Source organism: Bradyrhizobium sp. 191, from assembly GCF_023100985.1.
GTDB lineage: Bacteria > Pseudomonadota > Alphaproteobacteria > Rhizobiales > Xanthobacteraceae > Bradyrhizobium > Bradyrhizobium diversitatis.
Genome location: NZ_CP064692.1, coordinates 1,492,369 through 1,505,085 on the forward strand (window position 1 = coordinate 1,492,369; position 12,717 = coordinate 1,505,085).

Below are 12,717 nucleotides of genomic sequence, written 5' to 3' on the forward strand. Positions count from 1 at the left end.
CCTACCATTTGAACGCGGCCGAGATCTCGTAGGTGCGCGGCGCGCCCAGCAGGATCTGGTCGGGGTAGAACGGATCGCCCCAGATCGCATAGCGCTTGTCGGTGATGTTGCGGATGCGGAAGGTCAGGCGGGCCCGGTCCACCGCATTGAACACCGTCTTGGGAATGTCGACGAAGGCATAGACGTCGGCCACCGTGTACGCCTTCATCGTCACGACATTGGCATCGGTGTTGTAGCGGTCGCCGACATGGCGGCCGGTGATGCCGAGTTCCACCGGCCAGGGCGTGAAGAACCGATACGACACGCCGGCGTTGGCCACGATACGCGGCACGTTCGGCGGTGTGTTGCCGGAGAACGAGCCGCCGACGAAATCGTAGTCGGCATAGCGCGCGTCGACATAGGCGATGTTGCCCCACAGCCGAAGCGGCTCGATCGGCCGCACCGCCGCAGCAAGCTCGACGCCCTTCGACTCCTGTCGTCCCGCAATGTTGAGCTGCATGCCGCCGGCCGCCGCGTAGACGTTCTTGCGCAGGATGTCGTAGGCCGAGAACGACCATTCCGCCCTGTTGTCCCAGAACAGATGCTTGACACCGGTCTCGTAGGTGCGCGCGGTCGTCAGGTCGAGCGGCTGGGTGGGTGCGAGCAGGAAGATGTTGTTGGCGGCGATATCGGCGCCGGTGGCGTATTGACTGAAGAAGGTCAGGCCGGGAACGGCCTCCCAGGTGTAGCCGATGCGGCCCGTCACCGGCGCCCAGTCTTGCGTGAACGGGAAGCCTGCCTTCTCCTGCCCGCTCACATTGGTCGAATTGCGGTCGAGCCCGATATGCTCGATGCGGAGGCCGCCGACCAGCGCGAAGCTGCGCGTGAGCTTCAGCCGGTCCTCGAACGAGAGCGCTTCGTTGTCGATGCGCGCGGTCTGCTGCTGGGTCGTGAGCAGGCCGTAGTAGCCGCGGTTGGGATCGACCAGCGAAACGGAATCGCCTGGAAAATTTGCCGCGCCCGGCCTGACGAAATCGAGATAGCTTGTCGACAAGGTCGTGACCAGCCGGTTGTCGAAGCCTGCGATATTCGCGTCCCAGGTCAGGTCGGTGATGTTGCCGACCAGGCGCTGGCTATGCGCGACATAGAAGCGCTCGCGATCGACCAGGTTCGTGGTGGAGTTGAACGCCTCGATCTCGTTGTTGAACCAGCTCCGTTCTGCACCGTAGCCATAGGCCTGGCTCTTCAGCGACAGGTCAGGCGCCAATTTCAGCTCGAAGCCGCCGCGCAGCCACACTTCCTGGGCGACATTCCGGTTATCGAGAACATTGTAATTGGTGTTGAAGGTGCGGTCGTCGATGGTGACGGCACCGAGATTCGTCCCGTTGTAGTTCGAGACGTAGTTGCCGGAGACGATCCCCGTCGTTGCATGCGAGCCGCTGAAGGCGACCGGCACCAGCGGTGCGCCCCAATAGGCCTTGGAGCGATCCTCGCGGTACTCGATAGCGCCCCAGATCTTGAGACTATCGGAGATGCGGTAGTCGAGCTGGCCGGACGTGTCGAACATCTTGACGTTGGTGTCGTCGGCAAAGCCGTTGAGCGTGGAACGGCTGATGTCGAAGCGATAGTCGAGGCCCTGCACATTGGTGCTGCCGCCCGAGCCGTAATGGGCGCGGAATGAGTTGAGCGAGTCCCAGGAAAACTCGGCTTCGTTCCGGATCAGCCCGATGTGCGGCTGCTTGGTGACGAAGTTGATGGCGCCGCCGGCGGCGCCCTCGCCTGACATCACCGAGGCCGGGCCTTTGACGAACTCCACGGCCTCGAGATTGGCGGTGTCGGTGATCCGCGAGGTCATGTTCTGCGGGCCGATCTTGATGCCGTTGTAGAGCGTATTGATCTGGCTGTTGGTGAAGCCGCGCATGGAGAAGGCCGCGGGCTCGGCCGGATTGTCGCCGGAGGTGACGCCGACAGCACCCTGCGCCACCTCTGAGACCGTTCGATAGCCCTGCTCGCGAATGGTCTGGGCGGAGATCACCTCGACCGTCGCCGGCGTCTCACGTACGGTCAGGCCGAGCCGCGAGGCGCTTTCGGCGACCACATTGCTGTTGAGCGGCGTCTCTGGTGTCGCGGCCGGTGCGCTGGGCTTGGGCGGAGCCGATGCGGTCGCTGGCCGGCGCGCAGTTGCACGGCGCGCGCGTTGCGCTTCACGGTTGGCCGGCTTGGCTTGCCTGCCGGTTTCAGCAGGCGAGACCTCGACCGGCGGCAGGGGTTCGCGGACCTGCTGCGCCAGGGCGGCAGGCCTATCGGCGATGACAAACGACGTAAACGCAGCGGAGGCGAGCAGGAAGCGGCTCCGCCGTAAGATACAGATGGAAGACACGATACGAAACCTCGGTATGACGTCAGTGGCACGTCACAGCGAACGAGGTTTCATCCGTTGGCCTTTCGGACCGTCCGATGAAGCCGAATGTCTGTACTCCCCGACCGACATCTTCGCGTGTGACCACGGCTGACGGCAGGTCTCCTGGCTCGCGGGTCGTGACCGCTTCGTCGCCTTCCCGGGACCGAGGACCCAGTGGCTTGTGACGAAGGATTCACCGCTTACAGTTGCGGGGGCAGCCGCGGCATTGGGGACAAGTTTCCCCGCACCGCATTCCCTTTTCATTCCCTCTCGGGGAAACCGTCGCGATCATCTAGGATTACCATCATGACAGAGTCAATGCGCCAGTTGCGGCGTTGTGGCCACAGCGACCAACTTTCCTGGAGGCGAGCATGGAAGGCGAGACCTTCCTCTGGCTGATACGGCATGCGACCGTCGAAGGCGTGGCGGGGACGATCCATGCTGCTGATGCGCGGGCGGATCTCGGCGATCACGCAGCGTTGGTGGCTCTGCGGCAGCATTTGCCGCCGGATGCCACCAGCTATGCCAGCCCGTCGCGGCGTACGGTCGAGACCGCGCGCGCACTGCGGCTCGAACCGGAATTGGTCAGCGAATTCCGCGAGCAGGATTTCGGCGACTGGACCGGCCGTCGGCATGACGAGCTCGCCGCGGCCGGTGGCGAGACTTACGCGCAGTTCTGGCACGATCCGGCGCACGAACGGCCGCCGAACGGCGAAAGCTTTGCGGATCAGGTCGCCCGCGTCCGGCTGGGTCTGTCGCGGATCGGGGCGGGATCGGCAACGCTCGTCGTGCATTCCGGCACCATCCGCGCCGCGCTCTGCATCGCACTGGACCTGACGCCGCGGGCCGCCTTGCGCTTCGTGATCGATCCGCTGTCGCTGACCCGGATCGACCGGCTCACGGCGGGCTGGCGCGTCGTCTCCGTCAACCAGCGCGTGGCCTGAGCCGCATCAGGCCGGGCGATCCGGCACGTTGGCCTGCGCGAACGTCGCCATGCCGTTGTGAAGCGCGCAGCCCGCGCGGACCAGCGGCAGCGCGATGGCCGCCCCGGATCCCTCGCCGAGCCTGAGATCGAGGCTGATCAGCGGCTGAACGTTGAGCGCGCGCAGCACCAGCCGATGCCCCTGCTCCGCCGATTGATGCGAGGCGAGCTGGAACGGCTGGCAGGACGGATTGAGACGCGCCGCCGCCAGAGCCGCGACGGACACGATGAAGCCGTCGATCAACACCGGAATGCGGGCTTGCGCGGCCGCAATGATCGCGCCCGAGATCGCCGCGATCTCGAGGCCGCCGACGGCGCACAGGATCTTCTCGACCGACGCTCCGGCGACGCCGTGGCGGGCGATCGCCGCATCGATCACCCGTGCCTTGTGCGCGCGGCCGGCCGCATCGACGCCGGTGCCGCTGCCCGCGATCTCCCCGGCGCTCACACCAAGCAGGCTCGCCGCGATCGCCGCTGAGGTCGTGGTGTTGCCGATGCCCATCTCGCCGAGGATCAGGAGATCTGGCCGACCGGCGTCGGCGCGCACCACCGCGCGCCGGCCGGCCTCGAAGGCAAAGGCGAGGTCCGTGGGCGTGAGCGCAGCCTCGAGGCTGAAGTCGCGCGTGCCGCTGCGCGGCTTGTCGGTCACGATTCCCGCCATCTGCTCCCGGGCCAGCGTGCCGGCGTCGACCACCTCCAGGCTCGAACCCAGTTCACGCGCCAGCACCGAGATCGCTGCGCCGCCGGAGGCAAAATTCGCCATCATCGCGATCGTCACGGCTTGCGGATAGGCCGACACGCCCTGCGCGACGATGCCGTGATCGCCGGCGAAGATGATGATCGGCACCCGCGAGGCGCGCGGCTCTTCGGTCGCCTGCAAGCCCGCAAGCTCGATCGCGAGCTGCTCGAGCCGGCCGAGCGCGCCGGTCGGCTTGGTCAGTTGCGCCTGCCGCGCAATGGCCGCCTCGCGATGGACCGCGGAGACCTCGGGGCAGTTCCGGTAAACCCATTCGGGAAGCATGCTGCCTCGCTTACGCCCTGCGCTTGAGAATATAGCTGTCCATGATCCAGCCGTGCCGCTCGCGCGCTTCCTGCCGCAGCGCGACGATGCGAGGGCCGATCTCGGCGAGTGCGCCGGACATGATGATCTGATCGGGCATGCCGAGATAGGCGCCCCACCAGATATGAAGCCCCGCTGGCTCAAGCGACTGGAACGCCGTGCCGCCGTCGAGCATCACCACCACGGTATCGACACCTTGCGGCCAGCCGCCTTCGCGCAGGCGCCGCCCCGTCGTGACCAGGAACGGCTCGCCGATGTCGTTGAGCGGCAGCGCATGCGCCGCGCACAGCGCCTGGATCGAGGTGATGCCGGGCACGACTTCGATCTTCGGCAACGGATTCAGTCGCCGTGCAATGCGTAGCGAGGAATCGTAGAGCGACGGATCGCCCCAGATCAGCAGCGCAACCTTCCCGTCACCTTCGAGATGATTTGCGATGGTTTGCGACCAGGCCGCAGCCACCGCCTCGTGCCAATCGTCCACGCCCTTGCGGTAATCAGCCTCACCAGCATCGCGCGCAGGAAGATCGAATTCGGCGATGGCTGTCGTGTCGCTGGTGAGCACGTCCGCGCAGATCGTTCGCCTGAGATCGGCAAGATCGGACTTCGCAGGCCCCTTGCGCGGGATCAGGACGAGATCGGCCGCGTTGATGGCAGCGATCGCGGCGCGCGTGAGCTGCTCGGGATCGCCGCAACCGATGCCTATCAGGGAGAGCGTGAGCATCGCGAGCGCGAAGGGCGGCAATCAAGGCCGCCCTTTCGCTTGTCTCTCAGGCGCCGTTGTGCAGGCGCGGAGTGACGAGGCCGGGCGCAGTGACGCCGTGCAGCGACTTCGCCAGCGCCAGCACTGCCAGGTCTGCCAGCGGCTCGATCACGATGACCAGCGCGTAGGAGGCCGCGAAGGTCGCGATGTTGGCGAGGTTGCTCATGGCAAAGCCGGAGCCGTAGAGCGCCCAGAACGCCACCCAGGCGACAACACCCGCTTGATAGGTCGTCGACAGCGCCAGCGCCTGACCGTACTTCAGATCGACATAGGCGGTGTTACGCGAAATGATGCGCGTGGCGATGGCCTGGATCGCGAACAGCGGCACCAGCAGCGTGGTGACGTTCATGCCGTATTGGGGCAGGTCAGCGGGCTCGAACAACAGACCCTGGAGCAGCAGGCCGAATGCGAGGCCGAAGGCGGCGGGCGCAGCACCAAACAGCAGGAACAAGGTCGAGCCAAGGATGAAGTGCACTTCGGAAACGCCGACCGGGAAGTGCGGCAGGACCTGGAAGAAGGTGAAGACGAGGCCCGTGGTGGCGAGCGTGCGCGCGGCGAACGAGCCGACGCCCTGCGCGCGGACGGTTTCGGCCGCCAGCTTCAGCGCAACGCCGCCTGCGGCGATGCCGGTTGCGTAACTCAGTACGAGCTTGGCGCCCGTGACGATTCCCGGTTCGATATGCATGGCTCAATTCCTTCCTGCCGTCACACCCGACGGCCTTGGTCTCAAAACGTGCAGGGCCGGTCTCCTGGCTCGCGGTTCACTGGGTTCTCCGGCCTTCCCGAACCTTGCGGCCCAGTGGCGATTCGAAGTCCCTCACCGCTTACAGTCGCGGGGGCGGCTGGGGTTTTGGGCGCCGCAACTGGGTCCGCCCACCCCCATTCCCGATTATGCTCCGGCGCTTTGCGCCGCGTTGAGCACCATGCCTCTCCTGTGTGCGCCTTTCGCGAGCCGGGCGTCAAGAGGCGAAGGGCGACCGCCGCCGTCATGACGGATAATCCCCCGCCAGCGCGCCGAACAGGATCACGGCCGCCGTGGACGCGGCGCCGCCCCGCGCAAGCTGCTCGGCGAGCTCGGCAATGGTGGTACGGACCAGCCGCTCGTCGGGACGGCCGAGGGATTCGGCAAACAGTGCGGGCGTGTTCGGGGCGAGGCCGTGCGCGATCAATTTTGCGGCAAGCGTCGGAAAGGTGCGCCGGCCCATATAGACCACGGTCGTGGCCTCGGGATCGGCCAGCGCCGCCCAGTTCAGGTTGGACGGCAGCTCGCCGCTGACATCGGCACCCGTGATGAACTGCACCCGGCGGGAGGTATGCCGACGGGTCAGGGGAATGCCGGCCTGGGCGACGGCGACGCAGGCCGCAGTGACGCCGGGAACGATCTCGTAGCCGATGCCGGCGTCGCGCAGCGTCTCCAGCTCCTCCTCGAGCCGGCCGAAAATGCCGGCATCGCCGGACTTCAGCCGCACCACGCGCGCGCCAGTCGCGGCATAGTCGACCAGGAGACGGTTGACGTGGTGCTGCTTGGTCGAGGGCCGCCCTGCCCGTTTTCCCACCGCGACGAGATTGGCGCCGGGCCGCGCGAGATCCAGAATCGCACCGGAGGCGAGGTCGTCATAGAGCACGACGTCGGCCTCGCGCAGCCGCGCGGCGCCCCTCACCGTGAGCAATTCGGGATCGCCGGGTCCGGCGGAAATGAACGACACGAATCCTTTCACCGGTCCTCCGCGATCAGATGAAAGAACGTACCGGTGGCGTGGCCGCGCCGCGAGCCGGTCTCGGCCATGACGGCGCCCGCCGCATCGTGCACGACCGCCAGCGGCGCATCCGGCTGCGCGACGATCGTCGAATAGTGGAACTCGTGACCGCGCAGGCGTGCGCCGGGCTGATGCCCCGGCATCGGCGCAGCCAGTTCGGCAAGACGATAGCCCAGGTGCATGCGGCGTTTGGCAAAGCTCGTCTCCAGGCCAAGCAGGCCCGTCATCTCATGGCGGACGCCGTCCGCATCGGTCAAAGCAGCTCCCAGCACCATATAGCCTCCGCACTCCCCGTGCACCGGCCGTGTCTCGGCGAAGGCGCGCAGGCCGTTTCGAAAGCGCGCATTGGCCGCGAGCCTGCCGGCATGCAGTTCGGGATAGCCGCCAGGAAGCCAGCAGACGTCGGCGCTCGCGTCAGGCACTTCATCGGCAAGCGGCGAGAATGTCGAGATCTCGGCGCCTGCCGCGCGCCAGGCCTCCAGCATGTGCGGATAGACGAAGGAGAAAGCCGCATCGCGGGCGAGCGCAATGCGTTGCCCGGGTGGCGCCACGATGAGACCGTTCGCGGCAGGTTGCGGCAACCAGCGAGCCGCCGATCGCAACACGGCATCGAGATCGACATGCTCGGCGACGAAGCGCGCGGCCTCGTCGATCAGCTGGCCGATCTCGGCTCGCTCCTCGGCCTGCACCAGGCCGAGATGCCGCTTCGGCATGCTGATCTCGGCATGACGCGGCAGCGCGCCGAACACGGCGATGCCGGCATCAACAAGCGCACGCCGCACCAGATCTTCATGACGCGGGCTGGCGACGCGGTTGAGCACGACGCCCGCAAGGCGCACGCCGGCACGATAATCGCGAAGGCCTGCGGCGATTGCGGCCGCAGTCTGCGCCTGGCCCGACGGATCGATCACCAGAACGACCGGCCAGCCCAGCATCTCCGCAATGTCGGCGGTGGCACCGGTGCCGGAGACGCCGCGTGCGGCGACACCGTCGAACAGGCCCATCGATCCCTCGGCGAGCACGACATCGGCATCGACAGCACGGCTGACGAGATGCGCGATGGTGCCGCGATCCATCGCCCAGCTATCAACGTTGACCGAGGCGCGTTCGGTGGCGGCGGCGTGGAAGGCGGGATCGATGTAATCGGGCCCGCTCTTGAAGCACTGCACGTTCAGGCCGCGCTGGCGCCAGGCGCGAGCGAGCGCCAGCGTCAGCGTGGTCTTGCCGACGCCGGAGGCGGGCGCGGAGATGACGAGGCTCGCCGGCATCACGACGCCTCCGGAAAGCGCGGCTCGGCGCCGACGGGCCGATAGCGGCGGTCGTAATCGGCGGCATAGAGGCGGCTCTCGTCGAAATCGGCAGCGCCAAGCGTCTTGCCGACCAGGATCAGCGCGGTGCGCTCCATCTCGGTACCCACGGCCGCATCGAGCGTTGCCAGCGTCGCACGCACGATGCGCTGCTCCGGCCAGCTCGCGCGCCAGACAATCGCGACCGGGCAATCGGCGCTGTAATGCGGCGTCAGCTCGGCGACGACCTGGTCGAGCAGATGGATCGACAGATGAATCGCGAGCACCGCGCCGGTCGCGGCGAACGCGGCGAGCTTCTCGCCTTCGGGCATTGCGCTGGCGCGACCGGGCGTGCGCGTCAACACCACCGTCTGGGCAAGACCCGGCAGCGTCAGCTCGGCCTCCAGCGCGGCCGCAGCGGCGGAAAAGGACGGCACGCCCGGCGTCACCGTGTAGGGAATGCCGAGCGCGCGCAGGCGGCGAAGCTGCTCGCCCATTGCCGACCAGATCGAGAGGTCGCCGGAATGCAGCCGCGCGACATCCTTGCCTTCCGCATGCGCGTCGGCGATCTCCGCGATGATCTCGTCGAGCGACAGCGGCGCGGTGTTGACGATGCGTGCACCGGGTGGGCAATGCGCCAGCACGCCCTCCGGCACCAGCGAGCCGGCATAGAGACAGACCGGAGAGGCGGCGATCAGATCGCGGCCGCGCAGTGTCAGCAAATCGGGCGCGCCCGGGCCGGCGCCGATGAAATGCACCGTCATGCGCCGTCTCCTTCCGCGATCGCGGCGGTCGCGGTGCGATCCTGCGAGACGACGCGCGTCGCAATCAGCCGCGCGCCGGGACCGGCCGCAGCGAGCGCCGCGGCCTCGGCAAGCGATCCCGTCTCGAACTTTTCCGCGACGAGTTTCGACTGCGTCGGCGTGTCGATGCCGGCCAGCCTGTCGGCCGGAACGGCCTTGATCGGCACACCGCATTCCTGCGCGAGCTGCTTCAGCGCCTCCGCGTCGGCCTTGTCGCTGACGGTCGCGAATGCCGCAAGACCTTCGGGGCCGCCAGCCGTCACGAGCGCCTCGCGCAGCGCGGCGAGCGTCACGTCGCTCCTGAATCCCAGACCGGCGACTTTCATCGGATCGCACTCCATTGCACCACCGGCCGCGTCGCCTCCCAGGAGCGGTAGCGACCGAGTGGGGCCGCATGCGCGATTTCGACCCGCATCAGCTCGCCACCATGGCGCTGGTGCAGTTCGGCGAGCAGCGCTTCCGTCTCCAGCGTGACCGAATGTGCGACGAACCGCGCCCCAGGCGAGAGGCGCGCCCAGATCGCATCGAACATCACGCCATCGAGGCCGCCGCCGATGAAGACGGCATCCGGCGGCTCCAGCGCAGCAAGGGCTTCGGGCGCCTTCCCCGAAACGATGGTGATCCGGTGCGCCAATCCGAACGCGGCGGCATTGCTGCGAATGTTCGCGGCGCGATCTTCGCGCAGCTCGATGGCCGTGGCCGTCCCACCGCACAGCCCCCACTCCACCGAGATCGAACCCGAACCGGCGCCGACGTCCCACAGCCGTTCGCCGGGCCGCGGCGCCAGCGCCGAGAGGGCGAGCGCACGCACCGGCCGCTTGGTGATCTGGCCGTCATGGACGAAGAGATCGTCCGACAATCCCGAACTGCGGGGAATGCCGTGGCCTCCATGCGCCTGCACCGCCACCGCCACCAGATTGCCTGCAACATCCCCGGCAAAGAGATCGGAGCGATGCTGGTCGATACTTTCGCGTGGGCCGCCCAGCGCAGCGAGCGTCCACACGAGTGAGGCGCCCCATCCGCGTTGGGTCAGCCATTTCGTGAGATCGTCGACCGCCGCTGCGTCGCGCACCAGGCACAGAATGCGTGCGCCTTCCGCCAAATGCGGCACGAGACGCTCGAATGGCGCAGCATGGAGGCCAAGGCACGTTACGGATTCGAGTCGCCAGCCCAGCCGCGCGGCCGCAAGCGAGAATGTCGACGGCGCGGGGTGCGCGATCCACTCGCCGCCATCAAGCATCTCGGCGAGGCTCGCGCCGGCGCCATGCCAGAACGGATCGCCGGAGGCCAGCACCGCCGTCGGCCGGCCACGACAGCTCAGCACGATCTTTGCGTCGAACGGCACCGACCACGGGCGGGCACGGCTGCCAACCTCCGCAAGCGCGAGATGGCGCTCGCCGCCGAAGACGGTTTCCGCCTCGGCAAGCGCCTTTCGGCTTGCCTCGGACAGCCCGACAAGGCCATCTTCGCCGATACCGATGATTGTCAGCCAGGGATCAGACATGACGCGCGCCCTCATTCTGGGCGGAACAGCCGATGCGAGCCTGCTCGCAGCGGAGATCGCGCGCGCCGGCATCGACGCCGTCTATTCCTATGGCGGCCGCACCCGCGCGCCAGCCGACCAGCCGCTGCCGACCCGCATCGGCGGTTTTGGCGGCGTGAGCGGCCTTGCCGATTACATTCGCCACGAAAATATCACCCATGTGATCGACGCAACGCATCCCTTCGCGGCCGAGATGAGCCGGAACGCGGCCGAGGCGTGTGCGGAAACCGGCGCGCCATTGATCGCACTGGAACGCGCGCCCTGGACGAGAGCGCCCGGCGATAACTGGATCGAAACGCGCGACGTCAACGCGGCCGTCGCCGCGCTGCCTGACGTGCCGACAAACGTGTTCCTCGCCATCGGCCGCCAGCACATTGCGCCGTTCGCGAGCAAGCCACAGCACACCTATACGCTGCGCTTTGTCGATCCGCCCGAAGCGCCCCTGCCCTTCGCCGCCGATGTGATCGTGTCGCGTGGACCGTTCACGCTTCCAAGCGAACTGGAGACGCTGCGCACGCGCGGCATCGCCTGGATCGTCGCCCGCAATTCCGGCGGCGACGGCGCGCGCGCCAAGATCGACGCGGCCCGTACGCTGGGCCTGCCCGTGGTCATGATCTCGCGGCCGCAACTGCCCGAGCGATTGCGGGTCGAGCGGGTCGCCGACGTGATGCAGTGGCTCGGTCATTCTACCCGCCTCGGAGCATAGACCCAGCGGCCGACGCGGCGCGTCTGCGAATTGCCGACGATCACGAGCGTGCGCATGTCGGCCATTTCAGGCGTCGCTTCGTTCAGCGCGACGGTCGCGATCCTCTCGTCGGCCGCGCTGATCGCGCGCGCGAAGATCACCAAGCGCCCGCCGCAGCCGGCCTCACGAAGCACCGCAAGCGCGCGGCCAAATCCCTCCGGCCGGCTCGCCGAGCGCGGATTGTACATCGCAATGGCAAAATCGGCTTCCGCCGCGAGGCGGAGGCGTTTCTCGATCACCGCCCACGGCTTGAGATTGTCGGAGAGATTGATCGCGCAGAAATCATGACCGAGCGGCGCGCCGGCACGCGCGGCCGCCGCCAGCATCGCGGTGATACCGGGCAGCACACGGATCGGCAGCGCCTGCCATTGCGGCGCCCGTTCGAGCGCCTCGAACACGGCCGAGGCCATCGCGAACACGCCGGGATCGCCGGAGGACACGACGACGACCTGGCCGCCATCGGCCGCCAGCCGCAAGGCCTCGCTCGCGCGTTGCAGCTCCTCGCGATTCTCGGAGGGATGCAGGGTCAGACCCGGTCGCGGCGGCACGCGCGCGACATAGGGCGCATAGCCCAGAATGTCGGTCGCGGCTGCGAGCGCGGCGGAGACTTCCGGCGTCACCAACGCGTCGCTCCCGGGCCCGAGGCCCGCGATGGTCAGCGTGCCCGTCATTCGGCGGCATCCAGATGCCGGCCCTTGCCGTGCACCAGCACGATCGCAAAATAGGGGCAATCGGCGGCGTCGATCTCGGCGAGCCGCACCACGCGTTCGTCCGGCATGGTGCCGCGCTCGACCAGCCAGGCGTCGTCGAGCCGGCCGGCGGCTGCGAGCGCGCGGCGCACCTTTGCGATGTTGCGGCCGGTCTTCATGACGACGAGCGCATCGGAATCGCGCATGCGCCGTTCGAGCTCGTCCTCGGGGAGCGTGCCCATCAGCACCGTCGTCACGTCGTCGCCGAGCGCGATGGGCTGCCCGACGCCGTTCCAGCAGCCGACCATCCCGGGAATGCCGGCGATCACCTCGATCTCGACACGGCCTTGCAGGCGCATGTGCAGGTGCATGAACGAGCCGTAGAAATAGGGATCGCCTTCGCACAGCACGACGACGTCGACCGCACGCGCCAGCCGCGCCAGGCGTTCCGCCCATTCGTCGTAGAAGCCGGCGAGCAGCTGAACGTATTCAGGACTTTCGAAGGCAATCTCCGTGGTGACCGGATATTCCATCGGATATTCGGTGACGTCGGCAGCCAGCATGCCCTCGACGATGCGGCGCGCCTGGCCCGGCCTGCCCTTCTTGCGGAAATAGGCGACGTGGCTAGCGCCGCGAACCGTGCGGTCGGCGCGCACGCTCATCAGATCAGGATCGCCGGGGCCGAGACCGCAGCAGATGATGCGTCCCATGG

13 protein-coding genes and 2 riboswitches are annotated in these 12,717 nt (G+C 67.6%); of the genes, 2 read left to right on the forward strand and 11 right to left on the reverse strand.

Annotated elements, in window-relative coordinates:
• Position 1: 1 nt before the first annotated feature.
• Positions 2-2,359: a TonB-dependent receptor gene (locus IVB23_RS06920; RefSeq protein WP_247803040.1), complete on the reverse strand. Its 2,358-nt coding sequence runs from the start codon at positions 2,357-2,359 to the stop codon at positions 2-4.
• A gap of 116 nt (positions 2,360-2,475) precedes the next feature.
• Positions 2,476-2,679: riboswitch (cobalamin riboswitch) on the reverse strand.
• Between the two features lie 72 nt (positions 2,680-2,751).
• Here IVB23_RS06920 and IVB23_RS06925 point away from each other — a divergent pair.
• Entirely contained in the window at positions 2,752-3,324 is a 573-nt protein-coding gene (locus IVB23_RS06925; RefSeq protein WP_197968271.1) for a histidine phosphatase family protein, read from the forward strand.
• A gap of 6 nt (positions 3,325-3,330) precedes the next feature.
• Here IVB23_RS06925 and cobT read toward each other — a convergent pair whose 3' ends face one another.
• The 8 genes from cobT to cbiE all read right to left on the reverse strand — a co-directional run bounded on the left by cobT (position 3,331) and on the right by cbiE (position 10,532).
• Complete coding sequence (gene cobT / locus IVB23_RS06930; protein WP_247803041.1) at positions 3,331-4,383, reverse strand: nicotinate-nucleotide--dimethylbenzimidazole phosphoribosyltransferase; 1,053 nt, start codon at positions 4,381-4,383, stop codon at positions 3,331-3,333.
• Positions 4,384-4,393: 10 nt separating this feature from the next.
• Positions 4,394-5,143, reverse strand: coding sequence for a precorrin-6A synthase (deacetylating) (gene cobF, locus IVB23_RS06935; RefSeq protein ID WP_247803042.1), 750 nt, complete (start codon positions 5,141-5,143; stop codon positions 4,394-4,396).
• Between the two features lie 46 nt (positions 5,144-5,189).
• Entirely contained in the window at positions 5,190-5,867 is a 678-nt protein-coding gene (locus IVB23_RS06940; protein ID WP_061883210.1) for an energy-coupling factor ABC transporter permease, read from the reverse strand.
• A gap of 36 nt (positions 5,868-5,903) precedes the next feature.
• A riboswitch (cobalamin riboswitch) is annotated at positions 5,904-6,123 on the reverse strand.
• A gap of 45 nt (positions 6,124-6,168) precedes the next feature.
• On the reverse strand, positions 6,169-6,900 hold the full coding sequence (cobA, locus tag IVB23_RS06945; protein WP_247803043.1) for a uroporphyrinogen-III C-methyltransferase: 732 nt from the start codon (positions 6,898-6,900) through the stop codon (positions 6,169-6,171).
• The gene (locus IVB23_RS06950) at positions 6,897-8,207 is read right to left on the reverse strand and encodes a cobyrinate a,c-diamide synthase (RefSeq protein WP_247803044.1); all 1,311 of its coding nucleotides are present in this window, start codon (positions 8,205-8,207) and stop codon (positions 6,897-6,899) included. The genes cobA and IVB23_RS06950 overlap by 4 nt, the downstream gene beginning before the upstream one ends.
• Positions 8,207-8,989 carry a precorrin-4 C(11)-methyltransferase gene (cobM, locus tag IVB23_RS06955; protein WP_247803045.1) on the reverse strand — a complete coding sequence of 261 codons (783 nt, stop codon included), beginning with the start codon at positions 8,987-8,989 and terminating at the stop codon, positions 8,207-8,209. The genes IVB23_RS06950 and cobM overlap by 1 nt, the downstream gene beginning before the upstream one ends.
• Positions 8,986-9,354 (reverse strand): cobalamin biosynthesis protein, encoded by a 369-nt coding sequence (locus IVB23_RS06960; RefSeq protein WP_247803046.1) that lies wholly within the window; start codon positions 9,352-9,354, stop codon positions 8,986-8,988. Before IVB23_RS06960 ends, cobM begins: the two co-directional genes overlap by 4 nt.
• Positions 9,351-10,532 carry a precorrin-6y C5,15-methyltransferase (decarboxylating) subunit CbiE gene (gene cbiE / locus IVB23_RS06965; RefSeq protein ID WP_247803047.1) on the reverse strand — a complete coding sequence of 394 codons (1,182 nt, stop codon included), beginning with the start codon at positions 10,530-10,532 and terminating at the stop codon, positions 9,351-9,353. Before cbiE ends, IVB23_RS06960 begins: the two co-directional genes overlap by 4 nt.
• On the opposite strand from cbiE, the gene IVB23_RS06970 reads away from it, so the two are divergent.
• Positions 10,531-11,277, forward strand: coding sequence for a cobalt-precorrin-6A reductase (locus IVB23_RS06970; RefSeq protein ID WP_247803048.1), 747 nt, complete (start codon positions 10,531-10,533; stop codon positions 11,275-11,277). The genes cbiE and IVB23_RS06970 overlap by 2 nt on opposite strands.
• Here IVB23_RS06970 and cobJ read toward each other — a convergent pair.
• Entirely contained in the window at positions 11,253-11,987 is a 735-nt protein-coding gene (gene cobJ / locus IVB23_RS06975) for a precorrin-3B C(17)-methyltransferase (RefSeq protein WP_247803049.1), read from the reverse strand. The genes IVB23_RS06970 and cobJ overlap by 25 nt on opposite strands.
• Positions 11,984-12,715, reverse strand: a complete 732-nt coding sequence (locus tag IVB23_RS06980) for a precorrin-2 C(20)-methyltransferase (RefSeq protein ID WP_247803050.1) — start codon at positions 12,713-12,715, stop codon at positions 11,984-11,986. The genes cobJ and IVB23_RS06980 overlap by 4 nt, the downstream gene beginning before the upstream one ends.
• Between the last annotated feature and the right edge of the window lie 2 nt (positions 12,716-12,717).

What these genes read in the sequence shown, in the direction of transcription:
- IVB23_RS06960 (WP_247803046.1), bottom strand. Translation starts at nt 9,354, where the DNA reads ATGAAAGTCGCCGGTCTGGGATTCAGGAGCGACGTGACGCTCGCCGCG.
- cobM (WP_247803045.1), bottom strand. Translation starts at nt 8,989, where the DNA reads ATGACGGTGCATTTCATCGGCGCCGGCCCGGGCGCGCCCGATTTGCTG.
- IVB23_RS06980 (WP_247803050.1), bottom strand. Translation starts at nt 12,715, where the DNA reads ATGGGACGCATCATCTGCTGCGGTCTCGGCCCCGGCGATCCTGATCTG.
- cobJ (WP_247803049.1), bottom strand. Translation starts at nt 11,987, where the DNA reads ATGACGGGCACGCTGACCATCGCGGGCCTCGGGCCCGGGAGCGACGCG.
- IVB23_RS06940 (WP_061883210.1), bottom strand. Translation starts at nt 5,867, where the DNA reads ATGCATATCGAACCGGGAATCGTCACGGGCGCCAAGCTCGTACTGAGT.
- IVB23_RS06925 (WP_197968271.1), top strand. Translation starts at nt 2,752, where the DNA reads ATGGAAGGCGAGACCTTCCTCTGGCTGATACGGCATGCGACCGTCGAA.
- cobT (WP_247803041.1), bottom strand. Translation starts at nt 4,383, where the DNA reads ATGCTTCCCGAATGGGTTTACCGGAACTGCCCCGAGGTCTCCGCGGTC.
- IVB23_RS06970 (WP_247803048.1), top strand. Translation starts at nt 10,531, where the DNA reads ATGACGCGCGCCCTCATTCTGGGCGGAACAGCCGATGCGAGCCTGCTC.
- cbiE (WP_247803047.1), bottom strand. Translation starts at nt 10,532, where the DNA reads ATGTCTGATCCCTGGCTGACAATCATCGGTATCGGCGAAGATGGCCTT.
- IVB23_RS06950 (WP_247803044.1), bottom strand. Translation starts at nt 8,207, where the DNA reads ATGCCGGCGAGCCTCGTCATCTCCGCGCCCGCCTCCGGCGTCGGCAAG.
- cobF (WP_247803042.1), bottom strand. Translation starts at nt 5,143, where the DNA reads ATGCTCACGCTCTCCCTGATAGGCATCGGTTGCGGCGATCCCGAGCAG.